The following is a 16,605-nucleotide window of genomic DNA, read 5'->3' on the forward strand; positions in this document are numbered from 1 at the left end:
CTATCTGTCAAAGAAGAAATAAACATTCCTAATGACAAAATAGCTCCCGCAAATAAAATTAAAGCGAGATGACCCAACAAAGGAATTGTAAATTGCATTGGAGGATTCGATGCACTCAATACAATTGCTTCAAATATTAATAGTGGCAAAACTATAGTTGTGACAAAAGTAAGTACGCCAAGCAACTTACCTACCGCAACAGCCCAATTCGTAATTGGTGATGTAGCTAAAAGCTCTAAAGTTCCACGTTTGCGTTCTTCCGTATACAAACCCATAGATAAAATTGGCAGGATAAATAATAATAACCAACCAATACCATCTAAAAAGGCGCGGATGAACTGATAAGGTACATCTATAGGTGGCATAGGAATTCCCAATTGTTGTCCCCGTAAATCCAAACCAACAACAGAATTTAAAATATCTTGCAAAATCGTGATAAAGAAAAACCCAGACAAAAACCAAAAAACACCGGCGATCGCATAAGCTAAAGGCGATACAAAGTAGCTTTGTAACTCCCGGCGATAGATGGCAATAATGTTGTTAATTACTATACCCATTTAGGTAACATCTCCTGACTCGGCTAATACTGAATCTGTTTGTGCTGAATCTGTTTTCCCATAACTTGTCTCGGATTCAAGTTTTTCCTCGGTTGTTAACTTCAAAAATACATCTTCCAATGTGGCTCTGACCCTTCGCATTTCATATAACTCAAATTCAGTACGTAACAAAGCAGCAGCTATATTACTCCCAGGTTCGGTACCGGGAACGCAAATCACCCGCAGGTTAACGCGTTGTGCATTGTCCTTACTGTGACTTCCAATTACCGGAATTGATTCTACCAAAGAAACATCAGGTAAATTTTGCAACACTTGTTTTGCCAGGGCTGCTTCTCCAGCAATTTCCAATTCATAACCGGAACCACCTGCAAGTTCCCCCCTCAAATGTTCTGGTGTGTTTGTAGCTACAACCTTACCCCCATTGATAATTGTGACCCGGGAGCAAACCATACTTACTTCCGGCAAAATATGAGTTGAAAGAATTATTGTATGTTCGCCGGCTAAATTTTTAATTAGATTTCGTACCTCAATAATTTGACGGGGATCTAAACCAACCGTAGGTTCATCAAGGATAATAACTGGTGGATCGTGGACAATTGCTTGGGCAATACCAACTCTTTGGCGGTATCCTTTAGAAAGTTTACGAATGATGATGTGACGTTTGTCAAATAAATTGCAGCGTTCCATTGCTGCTTTGACCCTAGCAGCGCGATCGCCTGCTGCAACACCTTTAATCCGCGTCACAAAATACAAATATCCTTCCACTGTCATTTCTAAATACAAAGGTGGAGTTTCTGGTAAATAACCAATTCGCTGGCGTACTGCTAAAGAATTTTCGTGGACGTCAAACCCAGCAATCCGAACCGTTCCGCGAGTGGCCGGCAAGTAACCTGCAAGAATTCTCATAGTAGTCGTTTTGCCTGCGCCATTTGGTCCGAGGAAACCAAGAATTTCCCCTTGTTCGACGCTAAAGGTGACATCACTGATAGCGGTGTGAGAACCGTATATCTTACTGAGATGTTCGACTTCAATCATCAAAAAAACTACCCATCAAAAAAACTACAGACATCAGTTCATGAACTTCTAAATTACCAAATCATAGGAAGGGATTGGGGACTAGGGACTAGGGACTGGGAATGGGTAAATTGGTAAGGATGTTTGACAAATCACATTTCACCGATTACCAATGACCAATAAATAGCTAATAGTTGATTGTTCCCTTATGGCTAAAGTAACGCAATAACCACGTAACGGGATGCTAGCTAACGCCATAACAGCAGTACACATATATTCAAATTTCTAATCCCCCAGTCGCCAATCCCCAATCCAAAAAAAACCCCGTTTGTGTAATAGGGCATTTGTAGATTTACTTATCATTGTCATAATTTAAACATTTCAGAGCCAATCAGTAATCAATGGAGAACTATAAGCTTGTTGCCACAGTTTATGTCAACCCAACCAAGGGCAATGATGCCAATACTGGGTCAAAGTTGGCTCCATTTAAAAGTCTTACCCGTGCCCTAAAGACAATCAATACTACCCTATCGCCCACAATTATTCACTTAGCATCTGGTCTTTACAGCACCAACAGTGGAGAAGTTTTTCCATTGCAAGTTCCAAAGGGAGTTATTTTGCTCGGTAGGGAAGCTACCAAAGGAAAAGGGATCGTGATTTCTGGGGGCGGTCAATATCGGAGTCCAAGTTTCGGTTTACAGCAAGTTGCCATGGTATTACATGATGATGCCAGTGTTATGGGTATTACTATCACCAACGACCAAAACAGAGGAACTGGTATTTGGGTCGAATCTAGTACCCCTCAGATAACTAACTGCACCTTGAAAAATTGCGGTCGAGAAGGTATTTTTGTCTGCGGAAATGCAAAACCGTTAATTGTTGATAGCACCTTTATTGCGAATGGAGGTGCTGGATTATTAATGGCAGGGAACAGCAAAGGGGAAATTTGGCGCAATGTTGCCCAGAAAAATAAATTAGGGATTGTTATTAGCGATTTTGCTGCACCTTTAATTGCAAAGAATCAACTTTCAGCAAACCAAATTGGTATAGCCCTCTCACGACAGGCTAGACCAGTTTTACGCCATAATTCACTTAAAGCCAATACTTTGGGTGGATTGAGGGTAAACGATCGCTCTGCCCCCGATTTAGGTCATCCTGATGATGCTGCAGGTAATATTTTTCGCGACAACCGTCATTTTGACGTTCATAACAATACTTCAACAAAATTAATTTCTGCTGGTAATGAATTAAATCCAACTCAAATTAAAGGAGTTGTGGATTTTATAGCTATTACGACCCAGACAGCACAAGCTAATTCGTCTCATAGTAAGTTGAACGATCTCGGCGGACATTGGGCTAATACCTTCATTGAAGCCTTAGTTGCTAAAGGCATAATTAGTGGTTTCCCCGATGGTTCTTTCCGACCGGAAGCACCAATTACCCGCGCCCAATTCGCCACAATTATTGCTAAAACTTTTCACTTACCTATTATTCGAAATGTTAAGAATTTTATCGACATTCAATCGGGTTTTTGGGCTGCAGATGCCATCTCCCGCGCTGCAGGTATGGGATTTATCACTGGCTTTCCTGATGGTACCTTTCGACCTGAGAAAAACCTGAGTAAGATTCATGCCATTTTAGCCCTAACTAATGGACTTAAATTTAAAGGCGGCAATCCTAATATTTTGCAAGTCTATCAAGACCGGGCCCAAATTCCCAGCTATGCAACCAATGCTGTAGCCTTAGCCACTCAAAAACGTTTAGTGGTTAATTACCCCGAAGCTTCGCTACTGGAACCCCAAAGGGATATTACAAGGGCAGAAGTTGTCGCCATCGCCTACCAAGCATTGGTTGCAAGCAATCAAGAAGAACCGATTATTTCACCTTATATCGTTAATCCGAATATTAATATGCCGTCATTTTCTGACTTGCGGGGGCACTGGGCAGAAAATTTTATCCGAGCATTAGTTAGCATGGGATTAACCAGTGGTTTTCAAAATGGCACCTACCGTCCAAACAAATTAATGAATCGCGCCCAATATGCGGCTTTGATCGCAGCGGCTTTTGAACCAGCCGTAAAAGTTCGCGTACCTCAGTTTTCTGATGTTCCTAAGAATTTTTGGGCTTATAGACAAATTCAAATCGCAGCTAGCAGCGGTTTTGTTAGCGGATTTAACGATCGCACTTTTCGTCCTCATGAAAATGTCGGAAGGTTGCAAGTAATTGTTTCCTTAGTCAATGGACTCAATTTATCTGCTACCAGTGAAGATGTTTTAGAACATTATACTGACATTGAGGAAGTACCTGTTTATGCACGGAGAATAGTGTATATTGCTACACAAAAACAGATTATGATAAATTACCCTGACCCGAAAAAAATCCAGCCTTACCGGAAGGCAACGAGAGGAGAAATAGCAGCAATGATTTATCAAGCCTTGGTTGCAGTGGGAAAAGCACCCGCCATCGACTCCCCTTACATATCTAATCTGTATAATTCTTCATCGCGACAATTAACCAGATAAGTCACAATAATTACTATCTATCCAACAAAGGTCTTTTTTTAAGCCTTGTAAACAAAAGTACCTTAAGGCTTTATGCGACGGGAGCAAAACGTGGCTCTATTGCCAATAATAAATACCAATGAATTCGCACCTGTTGCGGAAAATTCTCCGAATTTGGCAATAGGTTTATTAACTCACTATAGTTTTGACCTTGGCGGCTACAGTGCTGGCGAACTAGTAAATCGCTGGCGCAAAGATTACGCTGTGAGTTGGTTGCGTCTGGCAATTATTGAAGCGCTTTACCAAGGACGTTACAAAGCTGTCTCAGTGCAACAAATATTAACATTGTGGCATCGACGAGGTCAGCCAACTTATCATTTCAACGTAGAATTTGAGAATTTGATTTGCAGTAAATTGCCAGAAGATTTAACTGCTGCTCCAAATGCATCAGCTTTTCTCGCTGCTCGAAGTGATTCCCAAGGGACAAAATCTCATAAAGTAACTTCTTTTCCCCTCAAAAATCATACTTCACAGCCAGTAGCTCCCCGTATTAAAGCTGCGACTCAAAAACAGCTCCGTGCTTCTTATGAGTCCCATCAATATAAAACTTCTTCAAGAGCAAATACATCTCCACAGGAAAAATATCACCAGTTAAGATCGTCTACGCAAACTGTTGTTGCAGCAAGCAAACAGAGGTATTTACCGTCGGGAGAACATAATTTATCGGCTTCTGATGAATTTTCATGGGGATCTCAAGGTGGGATGGTGGAAGGTTTACCAGTGGAAGATACAGCCATACAAAAAGCAACGAAGTTTCTTCCTCAGTCCGACGTTAATCGTCCTCCCATTGGGCAATTTACCCCGGAAAAAAGTGATCGCTCCGAGCTATTTACATCAAAACTCAGAGCGATCGTACGGGAAGAGACTGGTTAATAAAAAGAGTAGCGTAAAAAATAAATTCAACTTATTGCTTTATCGATTCAACTGTTGCTCGCAAACCATTATTTTTGAATATTTTTACTAGCGCTTTTGCTTTACCACGAGCGCTGAAAACTCCAGCCTGCATAGCGCTGCGACCGCGCCACTGTCGGATAAATGCACCGGGAGCAAGATATTTAACCAAATCTCGGTCTCTAGGATTTCGGACTTCTACAAATACTCGGTAGCGGGAGCTTTTTGGGACTTCCCTAATCGCAACTGTAGAAGGAGTTTCAATATTATTTCTATTCCTATTGTTATTAGTGTTGGGTGGTGGTATTAGCTGCTGGGTTCCATAATTACTACCTAAAGGGATATTTTTTGGATTTGGGACGGATAATATATCCGGGGAAGCTGCTCTAAGCAAGGGTAAGCCTTGATTTGGGTTTCCCTTTTGTTGGCTTGGTAATTGTTGGTTTGGTAAAGGGACTGGTGAATTTGGGTTAGGAGAAGGGGCTCTAAATTCAATGGTATTTTTATCGATTTGAACAGAGTTGATTTGGGGAAGCTCGGATCTATCATTTGCGACGTTCGCCCTTGGTAGGGGATTAGCCCGTCGCTGAGGCGAATTAAAAATAAGTGGTTGTGGTGGTAAATTCGGTGCTGGCGATCTAGGTGCGCTGAAAGTAACTTCTCGTTTGAAAGAATTTTGACCTTGAGGACGGGGAGGAATCCTAGATGGGAGATTTGAAGAACGAGCAATCGGTACAGAACCAGTTCTAACTACCACGTCGCCGTTAACCCGATCCCGTCGAATAATATTACCAACAGCTACAATTTGTTGTTTTGCAGCTTTAGCATTTATATCGTGACGGGTGTTATTACGAAATTGATTTCCACCACCTTCATTGGAATCTCCCAAATTTGGCTGCGCTTGGGAAAGAACAACTAAGCCATCTTCTTTATTATTCTCAATAATATTATTTCGTAGGATTGGGCGAGCATCAGCTTGAACGATTATCCCGCTACGGTTAAATTTAATTTGATTTCCCAACAGAATGGGTTCGGCATTCGCAGCAATATTAATACCAAATCCAGTATGCTGAAATACATTATTTTGAACTTCGGCTTTAGAATTACCTGTAATAGTGATACCATTCGCACCATTGCGATAAAAGTAATTTTGACTTACTTTTGCCGCACTATTACCCGTAATTGCAACTCCATCCTGGGTAGACCCAGTGAAAGTATTACCTGTAATAGTGGGATTAGTGGATTCAATCCACAAGCCATAACCTCTGGGATTGTTGTTGGTAACCGTAACGCCAGATAAAACCGCTTGGTTCGCACCCACAACCGCGACATTTTTACTCCCGAAAGCTCGACTGAGGAATTCTCCTCCTCCCGTAATAACTATCCCGCGTCCCCCAGAGTTTTCCTCACCAGTAATTGTTACACCGGACTTCAGGAATAAGGGAAACTTCTCCCCACTACTTTCACTATAATCACCTTTTGCTAGTCTAATAACAGTATTTGATTTGGCTATTTCTAGGGCTTTAGTAATGGTCTGTAATGGAGCAGTATTACTGCCATCTCCGCTGTCATTTCCAGCACGTGGGTTGACAAAGAGCACATTAACCTGAGAAATTGATCTGACATCAGTTTTTGTTGTACTCGGTGTAGGGGGTAGCTGAGCAACTGCTTCTGCAAAACCTAAAGTCAAACAAATTGTAACTCCCACTCCTATACTGGCACTTAGATACAACACAAACGAGTTAAAAACGCTGAACATTTCTAAATTGAAATATTTAGCTTTTCTTTCATCCCGAGAAAATAAATAGTTTTTCGGGAGTTGTTGTTGAAAGTATTTACAAACTAGTTGGGAAATAAATTGGGTGTAATTCAACTGATGACACTCCTTATACCAGCAAAACCTTTTTATACCGCAAAATTCGAAAATGTCGATGATGTCACTTACATATTGTCCTATAGTGCTTTTTTTGTTGGTGCATTTTAACAGATGACTATGAATGCTGAGGATGGGGATACTGAGAATCTTTGAGTTTGGAGGTTTGAGTATATTATGTGACACCAATGTATCATGTGGTTATATTAAATCCTCGCTCTTATTCCTTTCGGTATAGAGTGAATCCCTTAATTAACTATGTTGTTACGGTGCTTGCACAATATCAGATTTAATTTCTCAAACGACATAAGGACTAATTAACTCTGAGGAAAATATACTTAAAATTGACTCACATCATTTTCCATAAAGCCTTAAAATCATCTGCGGTTGATTCTGTTGTATAAGACTTTCGGTCTAATAGGAGTCAAATCAGTTTAATTTGCGAAATACTTTTGGTATCCCCAGTCTCTAATCTCCTTATTTAATATAAAAATAATTTAGTCAAGATTAACGATATTTGCGACATTGCCAAGATGAAAGAGTTGGACTGTTACGAACGGAGCATTAATGGGGTTGTTGTAATGGTCGAGCCTTATAGCCAAAAACAACATACACAACAAGTTATTTACCGTATTTTAGATGCAAATCTAGACCGAGGACGGGAAGGCTTAAGAATTATTGAAGAATGGTGTCGCTTTGGGTTGGATAATCCTCAATTAGCTCAGGAATGCAAGCAATTGCGACAAGAATTAGCTAATTGGCATACTAGCGAACTTAGAGCCGCTCGGGATACACCAGGCGATCCTGGTACGCAGTTGAGTCATCCCCAAGAAGAGACAAGAAGTAGTGTGACTTCATTGTTACAAGCTAATTTTTGTCGAGTAGAAGAAGCTTTCCGGGTGTTAGAAGAATACGGGAAGCTCTACAAACCAGGAATGGGACAAGCATTTAAGCAAATGCGTTATCAGGTTTATACCTTGGAAACCAATATGATGGGTTATCAGCGCCATCAATTACTATGGCGATCGCATTTGTATTTAGTAACCTCTTCAAACTGTGAAAATTTATTTGAGACGGTAGAAGCAACTCTGAAAGGTGGATTGACCCTAGTACAATACCGGCATAAAACTGCTGACGATATTGTTCGTTTAGAAGAAGCAAGAAAATTAAAAGAACTATGTCGTACTTATGGGGCTTTATTTATAGTTAACGACCGAATAGATATTGCTTTGGCGGTAAATGCAGATGGCGTACACCTCGGACAACAAGATACACCTGTTGCGATCGCACGTCAATTACTTGGTCCTCAACGCTTAATTGGTCGTTCTACGACTAATTCAGGAGAAATGCAAAAAGCAATCGCCGAGGGTGTAGATTATATAGGTGTTGGACCAGTATATCAAACTCCTACTAAACAGGATAAACCAGCAGTGGGTTTAGAATATGTCAAGCATGCTGCAGAGAACTGTTCTATTCCTTGGTTTGCGATCGGCGGAATTGATACAAATAATATCAATGATGTTATTGATGCTGGAGCAAGTAGAATAGCAGTTGTACGGAGTTTGATGCAAGCAGAACAACCGACTCTTGTTACCCAGTATTTGTTATCTCAACTCAATCGAGTTGGATCTGAATCTGGAGAATAGTTTATACAATTTAAATCTGTAGAATTTGAGTTTAATTAATCCAGATTTAATTAATCTAGATTTAATTATCTCAAACTCATACTACTTTTTTGGTGTGTTAGGCGTAAATTCTAGGTAACACACCATAACTAAAATTATATTAATAAAAACTAATATGAATAAAAACTGTAAGTATATAAGATTAATGCTACGAGAGAATTAATTGCTTACTAACGTCTTAATTTTTAAATCCCTATATAAAATACCTAATACAGAAATATGTCCCAGCAAATCAATCTCATTGTTAACGGTGAGAATCGTAGTTGTCCTCCTTTTTGCACTTTACCTAAAATTCTTCAACAATTAGGCTATAATCCCCGTTTGGTAGCAGTTGAGTATAACGGTGAAATTTTGCATCGTCAGCTTTGGGAGCAGACCGAAATTCAGTCAGGCGATCGCCTAGAAGTCGTCACAATTGTTGGTGGAGGTTGAGTTTTGTCAGTTAACAGTTAACAGTAGTCAGTAAATGTCCCGTAGATACTGACGTATTTTGCTTTGCTAACAGCTTATTGTTAGCGTCATGCTCTTGTGGTTTATGTTTTTCATTTGGAAACGTGTCTAATTTATTTTGAATTTTAATTCCTGGCTCCTGACTCCTGCTGTGCTTACGCTCCGCTTACGTTAACCCTGTAAGCGGGGTCTGTTCTGACTTCTTCACTGAATTTGCTGATTAACGTTATAAGAATAAATATATTTTTCATTGTGGGAATCTACGTCATTAACTGTTAAACCAATAACTTCCGCTTGATAGCGCTTCAATTGTTCTACACTGTCATGAAAATAGTTACGACTGCTGATACCAGCACGGACGACGAATAAAATATTATGTATTATTTTTCCTAGTATTGCTGCTTCACTAGTTAAAGCAACTGGCGGGCTGTCCACTAATATGTAGTCATACTGGGCAAAATTTTTGACTGTATTTAGGCGTTGCTCAAATCCACCACGAGCAACAAACTCAGCAATTCGCTCTTCTGGAACTCTCAGTGCTAATAAATCTACATTTTCGAAAACATTAATGGGTCGCAGTTTCAAATCTCCAATACTTTGCCCATAATAACCCAGAGATTGAGTTAGTTCGCATTTACGAAAATCAGCGTCGACAATCAAAATTCGAAATCCCAGGTCGATTAATGCATTCGCAAGTCCCAAAGTGACTGTGGTTTTCCCTTCACCTGAATTTGCACTTGCTATCATTAGAGACTTATTTTCCAAGTGAAGTAAACTGATCGCAGAAGCAAGACGTTGAAACTCGACTTTCTCATTTATTCCTTCTTCCATGTGAGCATCTAAGCCTTTCATATAAGGAATACTTGCAAGCACAGGGAAGTTTTTTTGTTGAATATCTTTAGGAGAAATTAAAGGATTGTGCCTTTCTCGTAATAGGATGATAGCTACACTACCAAAAATGGATATGAGTACAGCACCCAAAATAATCAACTGGATATTGGGATTAGATGCTTCATTGTTAACGAACGGTTCGTCCAATAACTGAAAACTGGGATAAGTGTCAAAAGCAGAAAGCCTTACTTTTTCTGCTTGTGTTACTAAACTGTTGTAAATCTTTTTGGTGATATCATATCTTCTCTGCAGATCCATCAATATTCCTTGTTTTGCAGGTAATTTCTTCAGTTGCTCCCTTAAATAATTAATTTGTATTTGCAATTGTTGAGCTTTACTCGACATTGCTTCTGCTTGACTTTCTGCCAAAATTAACTGTTGGACGATATTTCTGTCCGTAATGTTTGGGTTTATTCCTACGGGATTAACTGAATTATTAGATATCTGCTCCCCTTGTAGTTCTTTGCGTAGTTCTTGTTGTTGAAATTTCAAATTTTCAATTCGGGGATGATTATTAGTTAAGTAGCTCTGAGCTTCTTGTAGAGAAGTATTGACTTTGCTTAACTTCTCGCGAATCGATAGAGATGTTTCAGCACCTTGTGTTTGTAATGACTTAAGTGCTGTTTGAGGAGGAAGAGATAAGCGTGCTGAGAGAATACGAGTTTGAGCTTGAGCTGCTTTTGCTTCTGCTAAAGCTTCAACTCTAGTTTTGTTTAGAGCGTTAATTGTAATTACTGTTTGTTGCGCATCATGTTCATCACTTATCAAATTCCCTGCTTCTTTGAATTTATTCAATTTTTTTTGCGCATCCATCAATTTACGATGTGCTTGTCGTACTTCATCTTGAATAAATTCTGATTGGGAAATTACTCGATCTTGTCGTAGTTCTTGTAAACGTTCCCTGAGACTAGCAATCAAGTTTTGTGCTCGTTCTTTTGCAAGTCTTGGAGTGGAACCTTCAACACTCAGTGATATTACAGTAGAGTCATTTTCTGGAGAAACATCAAATAAACCTCTGTATTCGCTTAGCTGCTTATATGATGTTTTTTGTGGATCCTGTTCCCATACTTTTTTCAGTACATTATCGCTAGTTGCAATCGAGGAAATAACATTTAGCGGATTAACCTGTTGAGAAAATCCCACCTCTTTAGTTTTCAAATCATTTGATTCATCCAAATCTGCATCAACCTTATTTGTTGAAGTTGGTAAAATTAATAATGATTTACTAATCCAAACTCTTGGTAAAAAGGCGATATTGGCTACAGCTATACCAAGTATGATTTTATTCCAAGCTAATACAAACTTCCAATGTCTAACAGCAATTTTAGTCGTTTTTTTCATAAGATTAAGTATTGCAATATTTTTTAAATTTGCATTTATTCTACTTTTTTTTTATATTTACTTGATTTATGACCAAATATCAATTTGTTAGTGATTTATTAGCAAATTAGATTGGAAACTATAACTCCATAGAAAAAATTCTCTTAAATAACTCATCTAGTTAGTTACAAAAATTACTTCAATCTAAAGAAATTTTATGCATGATATACATTTACTACTGTGTTATGGTAGCTTTCACAATATAATTAAAATTTATCTAACTTTTGGCTGTCGAATATAATAACAAATACCTCAAACTGAATATATCGACAATCAAAAACCTGCTATATATGTTGATTTGAAAAATCTATTTTTGCTGAAGATAATTGTAGATAATTCTACTCCTTAGATATCATATAAAACCTAGATAGATATGACATATAAGCTGTAGATAACTTTTCTGCTTGCAGCTGAATCAATAAAAAAATGCCAAACTAATATACAGAAAAGAAATCAACAAAACTTCTTTTGATAAGTAAATTAATATATATTTCTACGACCTAACCAACCGGTCGGATAGTCATTTACAATGAAAAAATCCCCTGCACAGATACACGTACTTTGGCTAATGACTTTAAATTTGTTCTTGTGTATCAAAAAAATTATTTCTGTTAGATGCACCATAATTGAACACACATTTACTAATCAGCTTCACACACACCACAATCAAAATTATTATCAAATAAAATCCAGTTTTGGAAAGTAGTTTCACAGAAATCATACATTATTTTATCTTTTTTTCGTTTTTCTTTGCCAATATTTAATTTTTGTGATGTTTTTTCGTGTTTAATGACAACAAGTGCATTGACATCATCTAGTTTTAAAACCACTCATCATGCTGTTATTAAATGCTATTTTTAAAATTTAAAGAAAGGATGCAGTTACTTGATGCTGAAAATTAAAGTACACTTTGACGCAAATCAATCTAAAAAAATTTTTAGAAGTAGAAAATAAAATTAGTCTGAAATTTAAAGATATAAAGCTATGCAAAATTCAAAATATACCCTGCGGACACTCTAGACGCTGTAGTGTCAGCGTTTATCGCGTGTGTGGGCGGTGTAAGCGCGTATCCGTAGGACAAACAGGATTTGCAAATGTCCTAGCCTTATTATTTACCTTATTATTTACCGCGATATGAAATCAAAAAAAATCTGTAATTTCTATTGCAGTTTGTCTATTCAGGTACGGTTATCTACCGGAGATATCACTCTACTGGAAACTGCTTGAGTAGTATATTTGACGTTAAATTAAAAATATAGTTAAAGAAAAGTGGTTATTTTCAATTTAGAAAAGAGAATAATTTTTAGGATCGATGTCATTGAATTATTACCACAGGCTCAACATCTATCTTGAAAAAAAAGTTACTAATGCCGTTTTAATGCTACTGTGTTATGTTCAAAAAACTGCAACAAGCCGTTAAACCATTTCTAAAAACACTAGTAGTTTTATGTCTAGTGTTTACATTTATCTTGAGTCATGCTGATGCAGCCCTAGCAGCACGTAGTGGCGGTCGCATTGGTGGTGGTTCTTTTAGAGTCCCTAGCCGTACTTACACGCCTCGTACCTATGCACGTCCCGGAGGAGGTAGATATTCCCCCTATCCTGGTGGTGGTTTTGGCTTTCCTTTTTTATTACCATTTTGGGGCATTGGCGGAGGATTTAGCGGTTTATTTGGGATCTTGATTTTTATTGCGATCGCCAATTTTATCGCCCAAAGTTTTCGTCGTGCAGGCAGTTATGAAGGAGAAGAAGTCGGTTATAACAATAACAGTCCTGTGTCCGTAACTAGTTTGCAAGTAGGGCTATACGCCCAAGCACGTGGCTTACAAAAAGAATTAAACACAATTGCCGAGACTGCTGATACTAATTCTCCAGAAGGAAGGGCAGAAGTATTACAAGAAACTAGTCTCGCTCTGTTACGCCATCCAGAATATTGGGTATATGCAGGTGGTGCGACAAAACAAGCAAAATTAACTGCTGCTGAGACTGAGTTTAACCGCCTATCCCTAGCAGAACGTAGTAAGTTTACAGAAGAAACCTTAACTAACGTTAATAATCAACTAAAATCATCTACATCTCAAACTGTTTTAGCTGGTGAAGTTGATAATCCTACAGAATTGATAGATCGAGGACCCGGAGAGTACATTATTGTTACCTTGATTTGTGCAACATTAGGAAAATTTCAACTACCTGATATCAATAATAGTGATGACTTACGTCAAGCTTTACGTCAGGTTGGTAGCATGCCAAGTGACAAACTTCTAGCGATTGAAGTTCTCTGGACACCCCAAGCAGAAGGAGATACTTTGACAACTAATGACATTTTAGAAGCGTATACCGATATCAAAGTGGTTTAACCTCAGTTAGACTGCAATTTCAATTTACTTAAAATGCACCTTGGAATCAATGATGAATTATAAGGTGCATTTTGAATCGTATTACACCAAATCCGATTTTTAAAACCTCTTTATTTTTTTTGGAATTTCCCTCCACACTTCCCACACTCCCCATTTCACCCAGAGAAACCAGGAAGTGGCTGAGAACAAGCAATAACTACAGTATCTTCCGGGAAACTAATTAAGTCTAAATGTTTTGGATTATTAAGTATTTCGTAGGCGACCAAGAAACCAGCAATTGTCCAAGTTTGGTACCTTCGCGCTTCTTTACCAATCAAACGCCCGTGACGACCATCATAATACTCTGGCCATTTGTCCTTAAACAAGCGAGATGCGGCAACTTCCAATGCCATATATCCCAGTTCAACTCGATTAGTTTTTTGTGCAGCAGCAGCGAATAACCATAGTAAAAATGGCCAATTACCACCATTATGATACGACCAAGGAATATTTTTGGCATCGCAACCAGTTATGGTCTCCCAGTCTCGACCTTCAATTGCAGGGAAGCAAACCTTGATTGGCATTCTTCCAATTAAACTTTCCCAACGGACTGATATTAAATCCATAATACTTTGGGATTGTTCTTCCAAGGCAAGTTGTGAAACGATCGCCATTAAATTACCTTGGGAAAAGAAACGGAAATCCATTCTTCCTGGACCTAAGTTTCCTACAAAATAGCCTCCTGGCTCTGGAAGCCATTCTTTTAACCACTCAGGAATAGTATCTGGATAAATATTAAACTTGTTGATTGCTGTAATCCCATATTCCTCAACTTTGTAGCAGTAAATTTCGTTAAGGATTTGTAAATCAAGCCAGTAGTAGCTGCGCAAATGATAGGCTAAATTACCCAATCTTTCTTCTACTACAGCAATATACTCATCCTCTGGCTCTAACAATTCTTTAGCTGTTCGTAAAGAAACATAAAATAATGCTTGGATATCCAAAGGATAACCATAAACTCCCATGCGTCGGTCAATCATAAATGAACCGTCGGGAACCAGCATTGTGGGGAACATATCAAATCGAGTCGTCAGGCATACATCTAAAATCAGTTTGATGCCTGTTTGAAATTCAGAGCTATGAACTAAAGACCAATCATTGCTTGCTTTGACATAGGCGCGTAATATAAATAGCCACCAAAAGCCTGAATCCACAGGTGCAACCCTAGCAATTGCATGTTCTCCAAAGTCAGCATGTATGTGCTCTTCATTATTCTTGCCGCGAACAACTTTAAAGCTTGCTGGCATTAGACCTTGACCTGGCTGAAAACATTCCATTCGCTTATCCCAGCTTTGTAGCGTCAAAGTTTCCAGCAAAAAGTTACGGACAATTTCCGTTTCACCTTTCATGAGAAACGCCAGCGCTGAAACTGCAAAATCGCGAGTAAAACACTGGTCGTAATTAAGAGAACTCATATGTGGGTCGCAGGCAGCTACAGTACCTACGGGAAGACCGCGATAGTTAATTATTGAGTCTTCCAAAGCTTGCCACGCTAGTTCAACTATATTTTTTGAGACTTCCACCTCTATTAGTAGCCTCCCAATTTAAAAATAATCACAATTCATCAAAGTTAAAAATATAACTAAAATACAATAGAGAAAAGATTTTACAGTCTAATTCTAAAGATGTTTTATCAGCAAGTACATATAATACGAATACTGTTAAAGCACAATATTAAAATTGACTGATGCTAACCAATCCCAAAATTGTAATCCTACTCCTCAACTACAAGGATGAAAGTTTTATTGTCGATTTTCTGTAACTTTTATTAGTAAAAATAAATTATTTATGTATCCATGCTCTGGTGAGACTCATTGTCATTTTGCTTTTTTACCTCTTGAATTTCTAAAGGATTATTTTCCTTGACTTTGCTTTGATTGACTACTCGAGAAAAATATTTAGTGTTGAAATTTAACATTTCTGGGACTGGGTCATAACCTCCCCGACAAAAGGGATTACACCGCAATATTCGCCAAAATGTAAGCAAAAGACCCCGAAAGATTCCAAATTTTTCAATTGCTTCAATTGCATATTGAGAACAAGTAGGTACAAAGCGACAAGTTGGCGGAAATAGGGGGGAAATGAATATCCTGTAAGCCTTGATGAATAAAATAAAAATTTTCTTCACAATAAAAAGTGCGCGATCCCAATTATTTTTATTGTTCCTTAATATTTAACGAATATCCAAGATTTGTTCAACAAATGTTTTAATTAATTTGCGAGTATATACTCAAAATTACATTAATTTTTCTTTGCCTAATCATAGCTATTTCCAACCCAATAAGTAATGTATAGGCGGTATTACATTTGTTCACAAAAAATTAAATTTTCCTCACAGGTTTCTCACATTTCCAACCTACTCTGAAAACATAGCAGCTTATGTGTTGTGTCAACGAAGTTACAAACAGACTGTGGCTGTTGCAGTTAAATAAATCAGGTTGAAAAAATGATGAACTACTGTCCTTGCTGCACTGATATTCTTTTGCGCCACACAAATGGTAATGGTGTTTACTGGTTTTGCAGAACTTGTTGGCAATCAATGCCAGTTTCTGAGTATAAAAAATCTGATTTGTTAGCAGAAATGTCGTTAAGTAATTTATCTCAAGTAATTAATAAGCTAGAAAAAGTTACTTGCTTGACAGAATCGCAAAAACAAAATACTACAACCAGTACCAAATCAGATGTACATTCAACAACCCTTGTATAGATTTAAGATTCAAGATCAATCAATCTCAAAATAAATCAATTCAAAAATAAATTGGTTCAAAATAAATAAAATTAGAAAGATTCTTTTTTTTAATAAGAGTAGTTTTGTTTACTAAATTTTCATATCAAGGCATGTAATAATCTTGGTTAAATTAAACCAAACAAATTGTCAATATTAGTCTAATATAAATTAGTTGCGAG

Annotated in this window: 12 protein-coding genes and 1 pseudogene; 6 read left to right on the forward strand and 7 right to left on the reverse strand. The window is 38.0% G+C overall.

All coding sequences use genetic code 11. The annotated features are described in order from the left end of the window. A partial coding sequence (locus tag QNJ50_RS19350) for an ABC transporter permease (RefSeq protein WP_300638242.1) occupies positions 1–557 on the reverse strand: 557 nt, incomplete at its 3' end. After that, on the reverse strand, positions 558–1,592 hold the full coding sequence (locus QNJ50_RS19355; RefSeq protein WP_300638244.1) for an ABC transporter ATP-binding protein: 1,035 nt from the start codon (positions 1,590–1,592) through the stop codon (positions 558–560). It lies immediately after the preceding gene. Between the two features lie 380 nt (positions 1,593–1,972). Between QNJ50_RS19355 and QNJ50_RS19360 the strand changes: the two genes are divergently transcribed. Both QNJ50_RS19360 and QNJ50_RS19365 read left to right on the forward strand, forming a co-directional pair. Beyond that, on the forward strand, positions 1,973–4,093 hold the full coding sequence (locus QNJ50_RS19360; RefSeq protein WP_300638246.1) for an S-layer homology domain-containing protein: 2,121 nt from the start codon (positions 1,973–1,975) through the stop codon (positions 4,091–4,093). Positions 4,094–4,165: 72 nt separating this feature from the next. Next, a complete protein-coding gene (locus QNJ50_RS19365) occupies positions 4,166–5,005 on the forward strand; it encodes a hypothetical protein (protein WP_300638248.1) in 840 nt (279 codons plus the stop codon). A 31-nt stretch (positions 5,006–5,036) separates the two neighbouring features. Here QNJ50_RS19365 and QNJ50_RS19370 read toward each other — a convergent pair whose 3' ends face one another. Beyond that, positions 5,037–6,896: a DUF1565 domain-containing protein gene (locus tag QNJ50_RS19370; RefSeq protein ID WP_300638250.1), complete on the reverse strand. Its 1,860-nt coding sequence runs from the start codon at positions 6,894–6,896 to the stop codon at positions 5,037–5,039. A gap of 533 nt (positions 6,897–7,429) precedes the next feature. Here QNJ50_RS19370 and QNJ50_RS19375 point away from each other — a divergent pair. After that, the gene (locus QNJ50_RS19375; protein ID WP_300638252.1) at positions 7,430–8,542 is read left to right on the forward strand and encodes a thiamine phosphate synthase; all 1,113 of its coding nucleotides are present in this window, start codon (positions 7,430–7,432) and stop codon (positions 8,540–8,542) included. Between the two features lie 258 nt (positions 8,543–8,800). Then, positions 8,801–9,013, forward strand: a complete 213-nt coding sequence (gene thiS, locus QNJ50_RS19380) for a sulfur carrier protein ThiS (protein ID WP_300638254.1) — start codon at positions 8,801–8,803, stop codon at positions 9,011–9,013. 222 nt (positions 9,014–9,235) lie between these two features. On the opposite strand, the gene QNJ50_RS19385 is transcribed toward thiS, so the two are convergent. Together QNJ50_RS19385 and QNJ50_RS19390 are read right to left on the reverse strand one after the other, a co-directional pair. Continuing rightward, positions 9,236–11,263, reverse strand: a complete 2,028-nt coding sequence (locus QNJ50_RS19385; RefSeq protein WP_300638256.1) for a P-loop NTPase — start codon at positions 11,261–11,263, stop codon at positions 9,236–9,238. Between the two features lie 680 nt (positions 11,264–11,943). Next, complete coding sequence (locus QNJ50_RS19390) at positions 11,944–12,132, reverse strand: hypothetical protein (protein ID WP_300638258.1); 189 nt, start codon at positions 12,130–12,132, stop codon at positions 11,944–11,946. 561 nt (positions 12,133–12,693) lie between these two features. Between QNJ50_RS19390 and QNJ50_RS19395 the strand changes: the two genes are divergently transcribed. Continuing rightward, a complete protein-coding gene (locus QNJ50_RS19395) occupies positions 12,694–13,659 on the forward strand; it encodes a DUF1517 domain-containing protein (protein ID WP_300638260.1) in 966 nt (321 codons plus the stop codon). A 155-nt stretch (positions 13,660–13,814) separates the two neighbouring features. On the opposite strand, the gene QNJ50_RS19400 is transcribed toward QNJ50_RS19395, so the two are convergent. Continuing rightward, entirely contained in the window at positions 13,815–15,221 is a 1,407-nt protein-coding gene (locus QNJ50_RS19400; protein ID WP_300638262.1) for a glycoside hydrolase 100 family protein, read from the reverse strand. A 392-nt stretch (positions 15,222–15,613) separates the two neighbouring features. After that, positions 15,614–15,826: pseudogene (gene yidD, locus QNJ50_RS28600) on the reverse strand (membrane protein insertion efficiency factor YidD); the annotation flags it as partial. A gap of 318 nt (positions 15,827–16,144) precedes the next feature. Here yidD and QNJ50_RS19410 point away from each other — a divergent pair. Then, on the forward strand, positions 16,145–16,405 hold the full coding sequence (locus tag QNJ50_RS19410) for a hypothetical protein (RefSeq protein ID WP_300638284.1): 261 nt from the start codon (positions 16,145–16,147) through the stop codon (positions 16,403–16,405). The last annotated feature ends 200 nt before the right edge of the window (positions 16,406–16,605 follow it).

Source organism: Mastigocoleus sp. MO_188.B34 (assembly GCF_030065675.1).
In the GTDB taxonomy this organism is placed as follows: Bacteria; Cyanobacteriota; Cyanobacteriia; order Cyanobacteriales; family Nostocaceae; genus Mastigocoleus.